Below are 17,216 nucleotides of genomic sequence, written 5' to 3'. Positions count from 1 at the left end.
GCCCTTGCGACGATGGCAGCCCTTGCCGACTCAGGCGATCGCGTAGGGCAGTGGGCCGGTGCGGTCGCCCGGGATCGTCACCTTCCGGTCGATCGGCGGGACGGACCGCTGGTGGCAATCCTGCCGCGGGCAGATGCGGCAACTGACGCCGATCTGCTCGTAACCCGCCGGGTTCGCGACATCCAGGTCATCGGCATAGGTCAGTTCGCGCGCATGGGCGATCTCGACCCCCAGGCAGATGGCGAAGCGGCGCACGGGCGCGCGGAAGGCGCCGCCGGGCTTGGACACCTCGCGCGACAGGCACAGGTAGCGCACCCCGTCGGGCGTCTGCGCGAGCTGGCGCAGGAACTGGCCCGGCGTCTCGAAAGCGCGATGGACGTTCCACAGGGGGCAGGCGCCCCCGAAGCGCGCGAATTGCAGGCGCGTGGCGGAATGGCGCTTGGTGATCGTGCCCGCCTGGTCGACGCGGACGAAGAAGAAGGGGAGGCCGCGTTCCCCCGCCCGTTGCAGGGTGGAGAGCCGATGCGCCACCTGCTCCAGCGAGGCGCCGAAAAGATGCGCGAGCCGTTCAAGGTCGTGCCGTTCCGCCCGCGCCGCCGAAAGGAAGCTGCGGTAAGGCAGCAGCGCCGCGCCGGCGAAATAGTTGGCCAGCCCCAGCCGCGCGATGTCCCTTGCCGCCTCGCTGCGGAAGCGGGCCAGATCCAGCGTCGCGTCCAGCAGCTCGGCCCGGGTTTCCCGCGCGACGAGGTTCAGCAGCTGGAAGACCTGCGTCGCGGGGTCCGCCACCGCGTTCAGCGTGATCACCTCGCCGTCGCGCCGGAAGACCGATCCGGGCGGCAGTTCGGCGGTGCGCACGGAAATGCCGCGTTCCGCCAGCGCCGCCAGCGCCCGCTCCATGGGGGGTACGCGCCGCCCCTCGGGGCAGGCGAAGCGTTCGGCGGCGCGGTCCACGGCGTCGATGTAGTTGTCGCAGTAATGGAAGAAGTCACGCACCTCCTCCCACGGCGAGGTCAGCGCATTCTGGCCCGTGGCGCCGATGGCCTCGTCCAGCGCCGCCAGCCGGTCCTGCCCCTCGCGGTGGGCGCGGTAAAGGTCGAGAAAGGCCCGCACCAGCCCCGGCGTGTTCGAGGCCGCCAGCCGCATGTCGGCCAGCGTGGGCGCATCGTCGAACAGCGGGTCGGCCAGCGCTTCGGCCAGATCCACCACCATCCGGTCCGCGTCGCCGGCCGCCAGCGCGCCGACGTCCACCGAGAATTCGGACGCGAGCCGCAGCAGCACCCCGGCCGAAACGGGGCGGTGATTGTTCTCCATCTGGCTGAGATAGGGCAGCGAGACGCCCAGCCGGTCGGCAAAGACCCGCTGCGTCAGCCCGTGGCGGTTGCGCGTCTCGCGCAGCGAGGCCCCGGCATAGATCTTGTGGCTGGCCATCGGTCCCTCCTGCCGCGTCGTTTGCAAAATCGTCGCGGATTTGCAAACGCAAATGCAGGATGGCGTTCAGATCGGCTGTGCATGGCCTGTGCATCGCTCGTGCATCCGGTGCACAGGTCCTCACCCCCAGTCGTGGAACACGAACCAGGCGCCCGCGCAGATCAGCCCGAAACCGACGGCGTGTTGCCAGCCGAGCCGCTCGCCGAGGTAGAGCCACGAAAAGCCCGCGAAGACGGTCAGGCTGATGACCTCCTGGATCGTCTTCAGCTGGGCCGCGCTGAAGTGCCCGTGACCGATGCGGTTCGCGGGCACCTGCAGGACATATTCGAAGAAGGCGATGCCCCAGCTGACCAGGATCACCGTGACCAGCGGCGCCGTCTTGAACTTGAGATGCCCGTACCAGGCCAGCGTCATGAACAGGTTCGACGCGACCAGCAGACCGATGGTGACAACGGGGACCGGCAGGCTCAGCCCCATTGCTGGACGTGGTGCCGTTCCAGGTTGCCGAAGCGGGTGAAGCGGCCTTCGAAGCTGAGCTCGACCGAGCCGATGGGTCCGTGGCGCTGCTTGCCGATGATGACCTCGGCCTTGCCATGGACCTGTTCCATCAGCTTCTGCCAGTCGGCCATCTTGTCGAGGTCATGGTCCGAGGGCTTCTCGCGCTCGCGGTAGTATTCCTCGCGGAAGACGAACATCACGATGTCGGCGTCCTGCTCGATCGAGCCGGATTCACGCAGGTCCGACAGCTGAGGGCGCTTGTCCTCGCGGCTTTCGACCTGGCGGCTTAGCTGCGACAGCGCGATGACGGGGATGTTCAGTTCCTTGGCGATGGCCTTGAGGCCTTGCGTGATCTCGCTCACCTCGTTCACCCGGCTGTCCTTGGCCGAGGCCGCGCGCAGAAGCTGCAGGTAGTCCACGATCAGCAGGTCGAGCCCCATGGTCCGCTTGAGCTTGCGGGCGCGGGCGGCCAGCTGGTTGATCGGCAGCGCGGGCGTGTCGTCGATATACAGCGGGCAGTTCTGCAGGGCGTGGGCGGCTTCGACGAAGCGGCGGAATTCCTCCTCGGACAGTTCACCCCGGCGGATCAGTTCGCTGGGCACCTCGGCGGCTTCGGACAGGATACGCGCGGCCAGCTGCTCGGCCGACATTTCCAGCGAGAAGAAGCCGACGACGCCGCCGTCCACCGTGCCCCGGCTGCCGTCGGGCAGGTCGCCCATCCGGTGCGCCTTGGCGACGTTGAAGGCGATGTTGGTCGCCAGCGAGGTCTTCCCCATCGAGGGGCGCCCGGCTAGGATCAGCAGGTCCGACTTGTTCAGGCCCCCGAGCTTGGCATCGAGGTCGATCAGCCCGGTCGAGATCCCCGACAGCTTGCCGCCGCGCTGATAGGCGGCGTTCGCGGTTTCCACGGCGCCCGTGACGGCCTGCAGGAAGGACTGGAAGCCGCGCTCGGCCACGCCCTGCTCGCCCAGCTTGTAGAGCGTCTGTTCGGCGGTCTTGATCTGGTCCTCGGCGTCGTCGTCGATGGCGACGGTCGCGGCACGGGCCGAGATCTCCTGCCCCAGGGCGATCAGTTCGCGCCGCAGGGCGAATTCGCGGATCATCCGGGCATAGTCGCGCGCGGCGTAGGAGGACACCGCCGCACCGGCCAGACGCGCGAGATAGGCGGGGCCGCCCAGTTCCTTGAGCCCCGCGTCATGTTCCATGAAGGCCTTGATCGTCACCGGGCTGGCCAGCGCGTTCCGGACAATGCGCTCGGAACACAGCTCGAAGATGCGGCGGTGGACGGGGTCGTAGAAATGCTCGGCCCGGATCAGGCGGGTGATCGAGTCGAACACATCGTTGTTGGTCAGCAGCGCGCCCAGAAGCTGCTGTTCGGCCTCGATCGAGAAGGGCACGGAAGGGGTATCGGACTCGTCAGCGGCCGCCGGGGGGCGGGGCGCGAGCGCGCGAAGCTCGTTCATCTCATGTCCTCGACTCGGGTGCGCCGACTATCTCACGACCAGGCCGGTGGGTCCACGATCCCGCCCCGCATCGGCGCGGGACGGATCGGTGGAAAGCCTGTGGATAAGGGATGAACTTGTGGATAACCCTGTGGCTGAATCAGGGATGAGCCGCCTGCCAGCCCCGCGGGTCGTTCAGGAAAGTCTCGACTTCCGAAAGGGTTGCAGCGTCGAAAGACCCCTGCGCGCTGGCTTCTTCCAGCACGTCCCACCACGTGCACAGGTGATGCAGCGTTACACCATGGTCAGCCAGACGCTGCGTCGTCTCGGGGAAAATTCCGTAGTAGAAGATCACCGCCGTATGGGCGCAACTCGCCCCCGTTTCGCGGATCGCATCGACGAAGGACAGCTTGGATCCGCCATCGGTCGTCAGGTCCTCGACCAGCAGCACGCGCTGGCCTTCGCGCATCTCGCCCTCGATCCGGGCGTTGCGGCCGTAGCCCTTCGGCTTCTTGCGGACATAGGTCATCGGCAGGCCCAGCCGTTCCGCGACCAGCGCGGCAAAGGGGATACCCGCTGTCTCGCCGCCCGCGATGTTGTCGAAAGCCTCGAAGCCCGCGTCGCGGCAGACGGTGGCGGCCATGAAGTCCATCAGCGTGCCCCGGATGCGGGGGTAGGAGATGAGCTTCCGGCAGTCGATATAGGTCGGCCCCTTGAGCCCCGAGGCATAGGTGAAGGGCTCGGCCGAGAAATGCACGGCCCTGATTTCCAGCAGCATTCGGGCCGAAAGGCGGGCGATCTCCTCGCGCGTGGGGAAAGTCAGGGTCATGCGTCGGTCTCGATATGCCAGAACAGGGGGAAGCCGGGGTCGAAGACGGTCACGGTCTCGCCCCCCGCCTCGATGCGGTCGGGGAAGACGGCGGGCTCGTCGCGGCGGACGAGGCGGATGTGGTCCTCGTTGGAAGGCAGGCGGTAGAAGGCCGGGCCGTTCAGGCTGGTGAAGCCCTCCAGCCGGTCCAGTGCCCCGGCTTCCTCGAAGACATGGGCGCAGATGGGCAGCCAGTTCGGCGCGGTGAAGCAGCCCGCGCAGCCGCAGGCGCTTTCCTTAGCGCGGTCGGGATGCGGCGCGCTGTCGGTGCCGGAAAAGAAGCGCGGGTCGCCCGAGGTCGCGGCCTCGACCAGCGCCAGCTGGTGGGATTCGCGCTTGGCGACCGGCAGGCAGTAGTAATGCGGCCGGATGCCGCCGGCGAGGATGTGGTTGCGGTTGATGACGAGGTGATGCGTCGTGATCGTCGCGCCGATGTCGCCGCCCGCGCGGACGTAGTCCACGCCCTCTCTGGTGGTCACGTGCTCCATCACCACGCGCAGCCCCGGCGTCGCGCGGCGGACGGGGTCCAGCACGCGGTCGATGAAGACGGCCTCGCGGTCGAAGATGTCCACGGCCGGGTCCGTCACCTCGCCGTGGACGCAGAGGGGGATGCCCGCCTCGGCCATCGCCTCGAACACGGGCCGCACGCGGGCGAAGTCGCGCACGCCGCTGGCCGAGTTCGTGGTGGCGCCGGCCGGATACAGCTTGACCGCCGAGATGATGCCGGCCCCGTGGGCGGCCAGGACATCGGCCGGATCGGTGGTCTCGGTCAGATACAGCGTCATCAGCGGACGCAACGTCGCGTTTTCCGGCAGTGCAGCCAGGATGCGGGCGCGGTATTCTGCCGCATGCGTCCCTATCACTACCGGAGGAACGAGGTTGGGCATGATGATCGCCCGGCCCAGTCCGGCGGACCAGGGAGCCACGGCCGCCAGCATCTGCTGGTCGCGCAGGTGAAGATGCCAGTCATCCGGACGGCGCAGTCGCAAGAAGTTGTTCATGACTTGCATCTATAATGAACCGTATGGCGTTAGCCAGAAGCCCGACGTTGCCCGAGGGCAGGCCGTGGCAACTGTGCGCGCAGCCTTCGCCGTGCAGGGTGATCCCGGCTGACGCGGCGGCTTATCGTGAAAGGATATCGTGGATGAATATGATGATCGCACCCTACGCGCCTTCGATGCGGCTTTGGGGGGATCTGATGCGCATGGGGATCGAGGCTCAGTTCATCATGACCCTGCGCACGGCGGGGATGCTGGGGATGCTGCCCCACGGCAAGGACGAAAACAGGCTGATGGTCACCGAAAAGACCGATGCCTGCCGCGAATCGCTGAGCGCGGCGTTCCGTTCGGCCGCCCGCGGCGCCCGCGCCGACCAGATCCTCGCGGCGGCGCTGAAGCCTTACGGCCGCCGGACCCGCGCCAATGCCAAGCGGCTGGCGCGTCGCTGAAGCTGCGCAACTCCGGCGACTCGCGCCGGGATGATGCCGAATGCTGCCGGACAGGGCAGCCGCAATGAAAAGGCCCGGCGATTGCCGGGCCTTTCGTCGATCTGGCGGGCGATCTCAGATCAGCTTGCCCATGGTGACCGCCGTGTCCGACATGCGGTTCGAGAAGCCCCATTCGTTGTCGTACCAGGACAGGATGCGGACCAGCTTGCCTTCCATGACCTTGGTCTGGTCCATGTGGAAGACCGAGGAATGCGGGTCGTGGTTGAAGTCCGAGGACACCAGCGGCTCCTCGGTATAGCCCAGGATGCCCTTGAGCTTGCCGTTGGCTGCTTCCTTGATCGCGGCGTTGATTTCCTCGACCGAGGTGTCGCGGGCGGCTTCGAACACCAGGTCCACCACCGAGACGTTCGGGGTCGGCACGCGGATCGACACGCCGTCCAGCTTGCCCTTGAGGTTCGGCAGCACCAGGCCCACGGCCTTGGCCGCGCCCGTCGAGGTCGGGATCATCGACAGCGCAGCGGCGCGAGCGCGGTACAGGTCCTTGTGCATCGTGTCCAGCGTCGGCTGGTCGCCGGTGTAGCTGTGGATCGTGGTCATGAAGCCGCGGGTGATGCCCACCGCCTCGTTCAGGACATAGGCCACGGGCGCGAGGCAGTTCGTGGTGCAGGACGCGTTCGAGACGACGTGGTCGCCCGATTCCAGCGTCTCGTGGTTCACGCCGTAGACGATGGTCTTCAGCGCGCGGTCGGTGGACCATTCACCCGACACCGGGGCCGAGACCAGCACGCGCTTCGAGCCGTTCTGCAGGTGGATCTTGGCCTTCTGCCCGTCGGTGAAGATGCCGGTGCATTCCAGCGCCACGTCCACGTCGCCCCACGGCAGCTTGGCCGGGTCACGCTCGGCGGTGACGCGGATGGGCCCGCGGCCCACGTCGATGCTGCCGGCGGTGGTGGTCACCTGGGCGGGGAAGCGGCCGTGGACAGAGTCGTAGCGCAGCAGATGCGCGTTGGTCTCAACAGGACCCAGGTCGTTGATCGCCACGACCTCGATGTCGGTGCGGCCCGATTCAACAATCGCCCGCAACACGTTCCGCCCGATCCGGCCAAAGCCGTTGATCGCTACCTTGACTGCCATGAATACCTCCAACCGCTGGTCTGCGCGGGAAGGGGAATGCCCAAGATGGGCGGGAAATGCAATCAGGCGACCGGGCGCATGGTTTCCGGTGCTCGGCTGCCCTGCAAAATCCGCCGGCGGATCAGCGCCAGAAGCTGACCCATTCCACGAGATGCAGCATCTGCCGCCCGACCAGCAGCGGCAGGTTCCAGTGCAGGGCGGCCGCGTCCAGGACGAAGAGGCCGACGATCAGCAGCGCCAGAACGAGCGCGATCTTGTTGGTCATGGGGCCGCCCCGGAACGATACCGCATCCTCTTAGTCACGGGCGCACTCGGCCTGCAAGTCCAAGGGGGGAGGCCGTCCTTCAACCGCAATCCTGCGCGCCGTCCCGCAGCCCTGTTATCCGGCTGCACCGGTGTCGTCCTCCTCCTCGACCAGCAGGAACAACTCGCCCGCCTGCTCCATCCGCCGGATCGCGGCGACAACGGCGTTCATCGCCTCCTCGGCGTCCTTGGAGGCGACCTTGCCCACGGTTTCCATCTCCTCGCGCATGCTGTCGGCCAGGCGGGAGGAGAGGCCCGCCAGCAGGAACTCGACCGTGGGGGCATTGTCGCCGGTGGCGCCCGCAAGCGCCCGGGTCATGGTCGTCGCGTCCACCTCGCGCACGATGCGGGGGACATCGCGCGGGTCGATGCGGCGGGGAATGTTGGCCCAGGTGAAGATCGTCTTGCGCACCCGGCCCGCGAAATCGGCGTCGTCCTGGTCAAGCCCCGCCAGCACAGCGTCGCGCGTGAGCGCGGGGGCGAAGTTCAGGATCGCGCCCACCTTTTCCACGGGCTGCCCCTCGATCGCGGGCTGGGGACGGGCGTCGATGGCGCGGATCAGCGCAAGGCCGATGCGGCGCAGGGCCGGCGCCTCGATCCCCGCCGTCAGCGACATCGCATAGGCGATCTGCCGGGCCAGTTCGGCGTCCAGCAGCCCGAAGACCTCGGAGGCGCGGGCGACGGGCAGGCGGGTGAACATGACCGCCGCGACCTCGACCGCCTCGGACCGCGCGACCTCGGCCAGTTGCGCGGGCGGCATTGCGGCAATGCGGTCCCAAGGGTCGGTCGCCCCGTTCAGCGCCGCGAGCCTGCGCAGCCGGTTCGTCGTGTCCGCAGACAGATGCGCGCCCAGGAAATCCAGCGTCCCGTCGATCGAGCCGGGGAAGGTGACACCCACCGCCTCGATCATGTCACAGAACTCGGCGATGACCCCGTCGCAGGTGTCGCGGTCCACCAGTTCCATCCCCGCCATTTCCTGTGCCAGCAGCGCCTGCATGTCGGGAGGCAGGCGCGACAGGTCCAGCCCCGCCCCGTCGGCCAGCATCACGCGCACCACCACCGCTGCCTTCTGCCGGGGTGAAAGCCCCGGCGCCGCCCTGAGCATGCGTGCCCCCTTCAGTCGAACCCTTGGGGAACATCCTGCCAGAGCGGGCTTAAGCTTCGGTGAACGGAATCACGCTTCGCCGAAGACCCGGCGGAAGATCGTGTCCACGTGCTTGGTATGGTAGCCGAGGTCGAACTTTTCCTCGATGGCGGCGGGCGAGAGCGCCGCCGTCACCTCGGGGTCTGCCAGCAATTCCTCGCGGAAGTCAGCGCCCTGTTCCCAGACCTTCATGGCGTTGCGCTGGACCAGGCGGTAAGCGTCCTCGCGCGATACGCCCGCCTGCGTCAGCGCCAGCAGGACGCGCTGGGACATCACCAGTCCCTTGAACTTGTTCATGTTCTTCAACATGTTCTCGGGGTAGATCACCAGCTTCTCGATGACGCCCGCCAGCCGGTTCAGCGCGAAATCCAGCGTGATCGTCGCGTCCGGGCCGATGGCCCGTTCGACCGAGGAATGGCTGATGTCGCGTTCGTGCCACAGCGCCACATTCTCCATCGCAGGCACCACGGCCATGCGGACGAGGCGGGACAGACCCGTCAGGTTTTCCGTCAGCACCGGGTTGCGCTTGTGGGGCATCGCGGACGAGCCCTTCTGGCCGGGCGAGAAGTATTCCTCGGCCTCCAGCACCTCGGTCCGCTGCATGTGGCGGATCTCGATGGCGATGTTCTCGATCGACGACGCGATGACGCCCAGCGTGGCGAAGAACATCGCGTGGCGGTCGCGGGGGATGACCTGCGTGCTGATCGGCTCGGGGCGCAGGCCCATCTTTGCGCAGACGTGTTCCTCGACGGCCGGGTCGATGTTGGCAAAGGTGCCGACGGCGCCCGAGATGGCGCCGGTGGCAACCTCCTCGCGGGCGCGTTCCAGCCGCTCGCGGCCCCGCGCCATTTCCGCATGGAAGCGGGCGAAGGTCAGGCCCATCGTCGTGGGCTCGGCGTGGATGCCGTGGCTGCGGCCGATGCGGACGGTGTCCTTGTGCTCGAACGCGCGCGCCTTCAGGGCGGCCAGAACGCGGTCCATGTCGGCCAGCAGGATGTCGGCGGCGCGCACAAGCTGGACGTTCAGGGTCGTGTCCAGCACGTCCGACGACGTCATGCCCTGGTGGACGAAGCGGGCCTCCTCGGCGCCGATATGCTCGGCCAGATGCGTCAGGAAGGCGATGACGTCGTGCTTGGTGACGGCCTCGATCTCGTCGATGCGGGCAACGTCGAACTGGACGTCCTTGGCCTTCCACACGGCCTCGGCGTTCTCGCGCGGGATCACGCCCAGGTCGGCCTGGGCGTCGCAGGCATGGGCCTCGATCTCGTACCAGATGCGGAACTTGGTTTCGGGCGACCAGATGGCCACCATCTCGGGGCGGGAATAGCGGGGGATCATGGCGGGCCTTCCGTCAGGTGGCGTTCGCCCGCCTCTTAGAACCCCCCGCGCCGCCTGCGCAACCGAATCGGGCCGCCGCGCGGGCCGGCACCGGTCAGCCGATCAGGGCGTCATCACGCATTTGGTGAATTCCGAGCGGTTGTCGCGGAAGTTCCTGTAGAACTCCGGCCCGTCCTCCAGCGTGCCGCGGTGGCTGATGATCGTGCTGGGGTCGATCTCGCCCGCCTCGATGCGCTTGAGCAGGCGGTCCATGTAGGCGCGGGTGTGGGTCTGGCCGCCGCGCATCGTCAGGCCCTTGCCGAAGGCCGCACCGATGGGGAACTTGTCCACGAAGCCCGCGTAAACGCCGGGGATCGAGACCGCGCCGCCCTTGCGGCAGCACATGATCGCGTCGCGCAGCGCGTTCGGCCGGTCGGTTTCCAGCATCATCGCGGTCTTGGCCTTGTCGTAGATGTTGCCGATGACCGAGGCGCCATGTGCCTCCAGCCCGACCGCGTCGATGCAGCGGTTGGGCAGCTTGCCGCCGGTCAGGTCCAGAAGCCGCTCGTAGCTGTCCTCCTTGGACAGGTTGATCGTCTCGGCCCCGGCCTGCCGGGCAAGGTCCAGCCGTCCTTCCTCGAAATCGAGCGCAAAGACCCGCTCGGCCCCCAGCAGGAAGGCCGAGCGGATGGCGAACTGCCCCACGGGACCCGCGCCCCATACCGCGACCATGTCGCCGGGGCCAGTGCCGACCTGTTCCACCGCCTGATAGCCGGTCGGAAAGATGTCGGTCAGGAACAGCACCTTCTCGTCGGGCAGGCTTTCGGGGACGGCAACCAGCCCCACGTCGGCATGGGGCACGCGCACGTATTCCGCCTGTCCGCCCGCATAGCCGCCGAACAGGTGCGAATAGCCGAACATCCCACCCGGCGACTGGCCGTAAAGCGGCTCGACCTTCTCGTGGTCCGGGTTGGTGGTGTCGCAAAGCGAGAAGGCGTCCATGCGGCAGAAGTCGCACTGCCCGCAGGCGATGTTGAAGGGCACCAGCACCCGGTCACCCTGCTTGAACTTGGTCACGCCGGAACCCACGGCGACGATCTCGCCCATGAACTCGTGGCCCAGGACGTCGCCCTTGCGCATCTCGGGGATGAAACCGTCGTAAAGATGCAGGTCCGAGCCGCAGATGGCGGTCGAAGTGACCTTGAGAACGATGTCGCCCGGCTCCTCGATGGTCGGGTCGTCGACGTTGTCCACCTGGACCTTGCCGGTGCCCTGATAGGTGATCGCGCGCATGGGTGCCTCCAACTGTTGTGGCAGTCGAACGGCAGCAAGCGCGGGACTGTTCCACCGATCCTTGTCGGGACGGTTCTGCCGCAACGGAAAAGGGCGCCCGACTGGGGCGCCCTTCCGGTGATCGTGCCGCGTTTTCAGCAGCTGTAATACATCGCGTATTCGATGGGGTGAGGGGTGTGCTCGTAGGCGTAGACCTCTTCCCACTTGAGCCGGATATAGGCTTCCAACTGGTCGCGGGTGAAGACGTCGCCCTGCAGCAGGAAGTCCATGTCCTTTTCCAGTTCCTCCAGCGCCTCGCGCAAGCTGCCGCAGACAGTCGGGATCTCGGCCAGTTCCTCGGGCGGCAGGTCGTAGAGGTCCTTGTCCGAGGCCGGGCCGGGGTCGATCTTGTTGCGGATGCCGTCCAGCCCCGCCATCAGCAGCGCCGCGAAGGCCAGATACGGGTTGGCGGACGGATCGGGGAAGCGGGCCTCGACGCGCTTGGCCTTCGGCGACTCGGTCCACGGGATACGGACCGCGCCCGAGCGGTTGCGCGCGGAATAGGCGCGCAGCACCGGGGCCTCGAAGCCCGGGATCAGGCGCTTGTAGCTGTTGGTCGAGGGGTTGGTGATCGCGTTCAGCGCCTTGGCATGCTTGAGGATACCGCCGATGAACCACAGGGCTTCCTGGCTCAGGTCCGCATAGCGGTCGCCTGCGAACAGCGGCTTGCCGTCCTTCCAGATCGACATGTTGACGTGCATCCCCGAGCCGTTGTCGCCCTTCATGGGCTTGGGCATGAAGGTCACGCTCTTGCCATAGGCGTGGGCCACGTTGTGGATCACGTACTTGTATTTCTGGATGTTGTCGGCCTGCTCGACCAGGCTGCCGAAGATCATCCCCAGCTCGTGCTGGCCGGTGGCGACCTCGTGGTGGTGCTTGTCCACCTTGATGCCCATCCGCTTCATGGTGGACAGCATTTCCGAGCGGATATCCTGGCCCTCGTCGATCGGGTTCACCGGGAAATAGCCGCCCTTGAAGGGTGCGCGGTGGCCTTGGTTGCCGGTCTCGTATTCGGTGTCGGTGTTCCAGGCGGCCGCGTGGGAATCGATCTGGAAGCTGACCTTCTGCGGCGTCACGGCATAGCGGACGTCGTCGAAGATGAAGAACTCGGCCTCGGGACCACAGTAGAAGGCGTCACCGATCCCCGAGGACTTCAGGTAGGCCTCGGCCTTGACGGCGGTGCCTCGCGGGTCGCGCGCATAGGGCTCACCGGTGTCGGGCTCGACCACGTTGCAGTGGATGCAGAGCGTCTTTTCGGCGTAGAAGGGGTCGAGGTAGGCCGAGGTCACATCGGCCATCAGCTTCATGTCCGACTGGTCGATCGACTTCCATCCGGCAATGGACGAGCCGTCGAACATGAAGCCTTCCTCGAACCAGTCCTCGTCGATCAGGTCCACGTCCAGCGTGACATGCTGCAGCTTGCCTTTCGGGTCGGTGAAGCGGACGTCCACATAGGCGACCTCTTCCGACTTGATGAGGTCCAGGACCTCGGCGACCGTTTTCGGGGCCATAAACTTCTCCTTGACCGCGTCTTTGCGGGTTAGTGGGATTCTGTCCGGTTCAGACGGCGTCGTCGCCGGTCTCTCCGGTGCGGATGCGGATCGCCTGTTCGACGGGCGACACGAAGATCTTGCCGTCGCCGATCTTGTCGGTGCGCGCGGCGCCGATGATCGCCTCGATGGCGGCATCGACCAGGTCGTCGGGCAGCACCATCTCGATCTTCACCTTGGGCAGGAAGTCCACGACATATTCGGCGCCGCGGTAAAGCTCGGTATGGCCCTTCTGGCGGCCGAAGCCCTTGACCTCGGTGACGGACAGGCCCTGGACACCCGCGTCCTGCAGCGCCTCCTTCACGTCGTCCAGCTTGAACGGCTTGATGATGGCTTCGACCTTCTTCATCGCGCTTTGCTCCTGTCCGGCTTGCCTTGAGACGTGAGTGGCGGGTTTGATGCAGGGCGTAAATGCGCGCGGGGTGTGCCCGACCCGCCGCGGCACACAACTGCTGAAAGGCGCCTTGAGATGCGGCAGACTGCACAAGAAACAGGCAAGCTGCGAATGGGGTGGACCGAGGCCCTGACCACGGCCGAGATGCGCGCGCTGGAAACGGCGGCCATGGCCAGCGGCGCCGTCACGGGGCTGGAGCTGATGGAGCGGGCAGGAACGGCCGTTGCCGACGCGATCCGCCTGCGCTGGCCCAAGGCCGGGCGGGTGACGGTCCTGTGCGGGCCGGGCAACAACGGCGGCGACGGCTATGTGGTGGCGCGGCATCTGACGCAGGCGAGCTGGCGGGTGCGCGTGCTGGGGATGGACAACACACCCGGCCCGGATGCGGCCGCCATGAAGCGGGGCTGGGCCGCGCTGGGCGGAATCAATCCGCTGACTGCCGCCTCCTTGGAAAGTGACCCCGGCGACCTGGTCGTGGACGCGATCTTCGGCACGGGGATGACCCGGCCGCTGGACCGGAAGATGGCGCTGATCAGCCGGTGGATGGGCGGCTGGACGCCCGCTCATGCCGTCACGCCGCCGCCCATCGTCGCGGTCGATGCGGTCAGCGGGCTGTGCTTGGACAGCGGCGCATGGCTGGGCGGTGAACGTGGCGAAGTCGGCGCAAACTGTCCGCGCGCTGCCCTGACCGTCACCTTTCATGCCCCGAAGGTCGGCCATCTTCTTGAACTGGGGCCTGTTCTCGGCGGCGAGCTGGTTGTTGCCGACATCGGCCTGAAGACGACCTCCTTGCGGGATACGGAGGGGAAGATGTGGTCCGGGCGCACGCTGGCCGTCATGGACCCGCCCCGGCACCTGCGACAGGACCGCGGTCCGCGTCCGTTGGGCAAGCGGGCCGGGTCCCACAAGTTCGACCACGGTCACGCCCTGGTGGTGGCAGGAACGGCGGGGCAGGGCGGCGCGGCACGGTTGTCCGCGCGTGCGGCTTTGCGGGTCGGGGCGGGGCTGGTGACGCTTGCGCCGCCCGCCGAAGCGATGGCCGAACATTTCGGCCCGCCCGACGCGCTGATGCGCCGCGCCGTGGATGACGCCGCTGCATTGTCGCGGCTGCTGGGCGACGATCGCCTGCGGGCGGTCTGCCTCGGCCCCGGCTGCGGGACCGGACGCGCCGCCGCCCTGCTGGAGCCGCTGCTCGCCTCGCGCCGACCGGCGGTGCTGGATGCCGATGCCCTGACTGCGCTCGCGCGCCGCCCTTCAGGTTTCGAGGGCCTGCACGAAACCTGCGTCCTGACCCCTCACATGGGCGAGTTCCGCCGCCTGTTCCCGGATCTCGCCACCCGGCTGGACCCGCCGTCGCGACCTCCGGCCCGGCCTCCGTCGCCCGAGCAGAAGAGCGCCTGGATCATTGCGTTGCAGACCTGGCGCCAAGCCCTGGTCGACATGCGCGGTCCGCTCTGCTCCCGGCTCGACGCCGCGCGCGAGGCGGCTGCCCGCAGCGGGGCAGTCGTTCTGCTGAAGGGCCCCGACACGGTGATCGCCGCCCCGGATGGGCAGGCCCGCATCCACTCGGCCTTCGACGCGCCCTGGCTTGCCACGGCAGGCGCGGGCGACGTGCTGGCCGGGATCATCGCCGGACTGCTGGCGCGGGGCCTTCCGCCCCTGGAGGCCGCCGCCACGGGGGCCTTCCTGCACGCCGCCGCCGCACGCCGCTTCGGGCCCGGCCTGATCGCCGACGACCTGCCCGAGCAGCTGCCCGGCGTCTTCCGCGACCTGGGGCTGTAGATTCCCCCTCGCGCGCCCGGAAGGGCTTTGCTAAGAGGGCCCGGCTCACGCGGACCTGCCGGTCCGCTTCGGGCGATGCGGGTGTGGCGAAATTGGCAGACGCACCAGATTTAGGTTCTGGCGCCGCAAGGCGTGGGGGTTCAAGTCCCTCCACCCGCACCACGGCAGGAGAAGGCCTCAGGCCACCGGGGCTGCTGCTTCCGTGAGGCCGGCGATCCGCTTTCCCGTTTCGGTCAGGAAGGGGAAGAACCGCTCTCTGGCCGCCCGAATTTCGTCCCCGGTCATTCTGGTCATGCCCCGACGCCTTTTGCGCACATCGGACGGCAGGTCCGTGTCATTCGTGCCGTCATGCGTCACAAGCGACATCCCGCGCGGCAGGGTCATGTGCGGAAATCTCTGCGGCAGCGCGTAATGCCCGTAGCGGAAGATGCTGCGCTTGGGATGATGCAGGGCGGCGCCGGCGCTGAAGAAGGCCACGGGCCAGTTGTAGACCCTGGGCTCTGTTTCCTCCAGGACCGAGAACATCACGCCCGTCAGGCTGGCTGCGAAGATGTCGTTCTTGTGGAGCCTGGGCAGGACATGGGTCTGCATGGCCTCGATATAGTCGGCACAGACACAATCGTCGTCATCCAGCCGGAACTGGAGCGTTTCACGGAAACGGATCCCCAGTTCCTCGAAAGCCAGTTCCTGCGCCCGTGGGGTCGGGATGACGGGAAAATACCGCAGCACGACCTGTGGGACCTGCGCGCACAGTGTCTCGAGCCTGTTCTGGTAGACCTCGGGCATGAGGCTGGAGGCAAGCACGACAAAGGTGAAGTCAGGGTTGGTCTGCGCCTTCAACGAGGCCAGCGTGAGATGCTCGAAGCTGGCAAGCCGCGCTTCCATCCGCCGGGTATCGAACAGGATCTTCGCCCGATCCCTGGCCACTGCCTGGAACTCGGCCGACGTCAGCCGGCGGGCGTCCTTCCAGTCGCCGCGTCCCAGCAGGGAGAAGCGGCACAGACCAACGATCCTCATGACATCACCCTGCGTTGACCATCCTGCGATGGACCAGACGCGGCCCGAGGACAAGACCGCGATGCAAAGCCATTCCCGCTGCCGCCGGCCCGGAGGCCCCGTTCCGCTTGCGCGCGGGGCCTCCGGTCCCTAGAAGGGCGGTCAAACTGCACGGCCGCCCCTGCCGCGGCCCCTGACGACATGACAGAAGGAACCCCCATGCAGGTCACGGAAACCCTGAACGAAGGCCTCAAGCGCGGCTACCAGTTCACGCTGCCCGCCGCCGATCTGGCCGCCGAGGTCGATCGCCAGCTGGCCGAGGCGCAGCCCAACATCGAGATGAAGGGCTTCCGCAAGGGCAAGGTGCCCATGGCCCTTCTGAAGAAGACCTATGGCCAGCGCGTCATGGGCGACGCCATGCAGAAGTCCATCGACGACGCCATCGGCAAGCACATGCAGGAAGGCAATGTCCGTCCCGCCATGCAGCCGAAGATCGAGATGGAGAACGGCGAGAACTGGAAGGAAGGCGACGACGTCGTCGTCAACGTTTCCTATGAACTCCTGCCCGAGATCCCGGAAGCCGACCTGTCGGCGGTCGAACTCGAGCGTCTGACCGTCCAGCCCGAGGACTCGGCCGTGACCGAGGCGCTGGAGAACCTGGCCAAGAACGCGCAGAGCTTCGAGGACCGGGCCGAGGGCGAAGCCGCCCAGTCGGGCGACCAGGTCACCATCGACTTCAAGGGCATGGTGGACGGCGAGGCCTTCGAGGGCGGCACCGCCGAGGGCTATCCTCTGGTGCTGGGCTCGGGGTCCTTCATCCCCGGCTTCGAGGAACAGCTGGTCGGCGCCAAGGCCGGCGACAAGGTGAACGTCAATGTCACCTTCCCCGAGGACTACGGCGCGCCCCATCTCAAGGGCAAGGAGGCGGTTTTCGAAACCACCGTCCATGCTGTCAAGTCGCCCAAGGCCGCCGAGATCGACGACGAGTTGGCCAAGCGCTTCGGCGCCGACGATCTCGAGGCGTTGAAGTCCCAGATCCGCGAGCGCCTGGCCGCCGAGTACCAGGGCGCCAGCCGCGCGCTGGTCAAGCGCCAGCTTCTGGACCGCCTGGACGAGCTGGTCAGCTTTGACCTGCCGCAGTCGCTGGTCGATGCCGAGGCCGCGCAGATCGCGCACCAGCTGTGGCACGAGGAGCACCCCGAAGAGCACGGCCACAACCACTGCTCGATCGAGCCCACCGACGAGCACAAGAAGCTGGCCGAGCGGCGCGTCCGCCTGGGGCTGCTGCTGGCCGATGTCGGGCAGAAGGCCGAGATCACCGTCTCCGACCAGGAGATGACGCAGGCCGTCATGCGCCAAGCCCGCAACTTCCCCGGCCAGGAACGCGCCTTCTTCGAGTTCATCCAGCAGAACGAGGCCGCCCAGCAGCAGCTGCGCGCCCCGATCTTCGAGGACAAGGTGGTGGATCACATCATCTCGGGCGCCAAGGTCACCGAGCGCGCCGTGACCAAGGAAGAACTGGAAAAGGCGCTCGAGTCGCTCGACGAGGTCTGATCCCCTTCCGATGGATCGAAAAAGGGC

The 17,216-nt window shown here is 67.2% G+C and carries 16 protein-coding genes and 1 tRNA gene; 4 read left to right on the top strand and 13 right to left on the bottom strand.

Annotation, left to right across the window (positions count from 1 at the left end; translation table 11 throughout):
- Positions 1 to 30 precede the first annotated feature (30 nt).
- The 5 genes from ACFFII_RS06715 to pyrC form a co-directional block, all read right to left on the bottom strand.
- Positions 31 to 1,428, bottom strand: coding sequence for a helix-turn-helix domain-containing protein (locus ACFFII_RS06715; RefSeq protein ID WP_090752336.1), 1,398 nt, complete (start codon positions 1,426 to 1,428; stop codon positions 31 to 33).
- 120 nt (positions 1,429 to 1,548) lie between these two features.
- A complete protein-coding gene (locus ACFFII_RS06710; RefSeq protein ID WP_090752338.1) occupies positions 1,549 to 1,905 on the bottom strand; it encodes a DMT family protein in 357 nt (118 codons plus the stop codon).
- Positions 1,896 to 3,389, bottom strand: coding sequence for a replicative DNA helicase (locus ACFFII_RS06705; RefSeq protein WP_377698101.1), 1,494 nt, complete (start codon positions 3,387 to 3,389; stop codon positions 1,896 to 1,898). The genes ACFFII_RS06710 and ACFFII_RS06705 overlap by 10 nt, the downstream gene beginning before the upstream one ends.
- Positions 3,390 to 3,528: 139 nt before the next feature.
- The gene (locus ACFFII_RS06700) at positions 3,529 to 4,197 is read right to left on the bottom strand and encodes an orotate phosphoribosyltransferase (RefSeq protein ID WP_377698100.1); all 669 of its coding nucleotides are present in this window, start codon (positions 4,195 to 4,197) and stop codon (positions 3,529 to 3,531) included.
- Complete coding sequence (pyrC, locus tag ACFFII_RS06695; protein ID WP_377698099.1) at positions 4,194 to 5,237, bottom strand: dihydroorotase; 1,044 nt, start codon at positions 5,235 to 5,237, stop codon at positions 4,194 to 4,196. Before pyrC ends, ACFFII_RS06700 begins: the two co-directional genes overlap by 4 nt.
- 143 nt (positions 5,238 to 5,380) lie before the next feature.
- On the opposite strand from pyrC, the gene ACFFII_RS06690 reads away from it, so the two are divergent.
- Positions 5,381 to 5,683 carry an antibiotic ABC transporter gene (locus ACFFII_RS06690; protein WP_377698098.1) on the top strand — a complete coding sequence of 101 codons (303 nt, stop codon included), beginning with the start codon at positions 5,381 to 5,383 and terminating at the stop codon, positions 5,681 to 5,683.
- Between the two features lie 114 nt (positions 5,684 to 5,797).
- Here the strand turns inward: ACFFII_RS06690 and gap are convergent, their stop codons facing one another.
- The 7 genes from gap to ACFFII_RS06655 form a co-directional block, all read right to left on the bottom strand.
- Positions 5,798 to 6,817, bottom strand: a complete 1,020-nt coding sequence (gap, locus tag ACFFII_RS06685; protein ID WP_377698097.1) for a type I glyceraldehyde-3-phosphate dehydrogenase — start codon at positions 6,815 to 6,817, stop codon at positions 5,798 to 5,800.
- A 121-nt stretch (positions 6,818 to 6,938) separates the two neighbouring features.
- On the bottom strand, positions 6,939 to 7,082 hold the full coding sequence (locus tag ACFFII_RS06680; protein WP_377698096.1) for a hypothetical protein: 144 nt from the start codon (positions 7,080 to 7,082) through the stop codon (positions 6,939 to 6,941).
- A gap of 114 nt (positions 7,083 to 7,196) precedes the next feature.
- Positions 7,197 to 8,225 (bottom strand): flagellar motor switch protein FliG, encoded by a 1,029-nt coding sequence (locus ACFFII_RS06675; RefSeq protein WP_377698095.1) that lies wholly within the window; start codon positions 8,223 to 8,225, stop codon positions 7,197 to 7,199.
- Between the two features lie 69 nt (positions 8,226 to 8,294).
- Positions 8,295 to 9,602: an adenylosuccinate lyase gene (gene purB, locus ACFFII_RS06670; protein WP_377698094.1), complete on the bottom strand. Its 1,308-nt coding sequence runs from the start codon at positions 9,600 to 9,602 to the stop codon at positions 8,295 to 8,297.
- Between the two features lie 102 nt (positions 9,603 to 9,704).
- Positions 9,705 to 10,874: a zinc-dependent alcohol dehydrogenase gene (locus ACFFII_RS06665; RefSeq protein ID WP_377698093.1), complete on the bottom strand. Its 1,170-nt coding sequence runs from the start codon at positions 10,872 to 10,874 to the stop codon at positions 9,705 to 9,707.
- 134 nt (positions 10,875 to 11,008) lie between these two features.
- Positions 11,009 to 12,424: a type I glutamate--ammonia ligase gene (glnA, locus tag ACFFII_RS06660; RefSeq protein ID WP_377698092.1), complete on the bottom strand. Its 1,416-nt coding sequence runs from the start codon at positions 12,422 to 12,424 to the stop codon at positions 11,009 to 11,011.
- Between the two features lie 49 nt (positions 12,425 to 12,473).
- A complete protein-coding gene (locus ACFFII_RS06655; protein WP_090752357.1) occupies positions 12,474 to 12,812 on the bottom strand; it encodes a P-II family nitrogen regulator in 339 nt (112 codons plus the stop codon).
- Between the two features lie 156 nt (positions 12,813 to 12,968).
- Here ACFFII_RS06655 and ACFFII_RS06650 point away from each other — a divergent pair, with 156 nt between their 5' ends.
- Positions 12,969 to 14,639 (top strand): NAD(P)H-hydrate epimerase, encoded by a 1,671-nt coding sequence (locus ACFFII_RS06650; RefSeq protein WP_377698091.1) that lies wholly within the window; start codon positions 12,969 to 12,971, stop codon positions 14,637 to 14,639.
- Positions 14,640 to 14,716: 77 nt separating this feature from the next.
- Positions 14,717 to 14,801, top strand: a tRNA-Leu gene (locus ACFFII_RS06645).
- Positions 14,802 to 14,816: 15 nt separating this feature from the next.
- On the opposite strand, the gene ACFFII_RS06640 is transcribed toward ACFFII_RS06645, so the two are convergent.
- On the bottom strand, positions 14,817 to 15,656 hold the full coding sequence (locus ACFFII_RS06640) for a glycosyltransferase (protein WP_377698090.1): 840 nt from the start codon (positions 15,654 to 15,656) through the stop codon (positions 14,817 to 14,819).
- A gap of 198 nt (positions 15,657 to 15,854) precedes the next feature.
- On the opposite strand from ACFFII_RS06640, the gene tig reads away from it, so the two are divergent.
- Positions 15,855 to 17,189, top strand: a complete 1,335-nt coding sequence (gene tig, locus ACFFII_RS06635; protein ID WP_377698089.1) for a trigger factor — start codon at positions 15,855 to 15,857, stop codon at positions 17,187 to 17,189.
- Positions 17,190 to 17,216 lie beyond the last annotated feature (27 nt).

This window comes from Paracoccus niistensis (assembly GCF_042432925.1).
GTDB classification, from domain to species: domain Bacteria; phylum Pseudomonadota; class Alphaproteobacteria; order Rhodobacterales; family Rhodobacteraceae; genus Paracoccus; species Paracoccus niistensis.
Note: the sequence above shows the minus strand (reverse complement) of the source record. Positions and strands in the feature narration are given on the sequence as shown.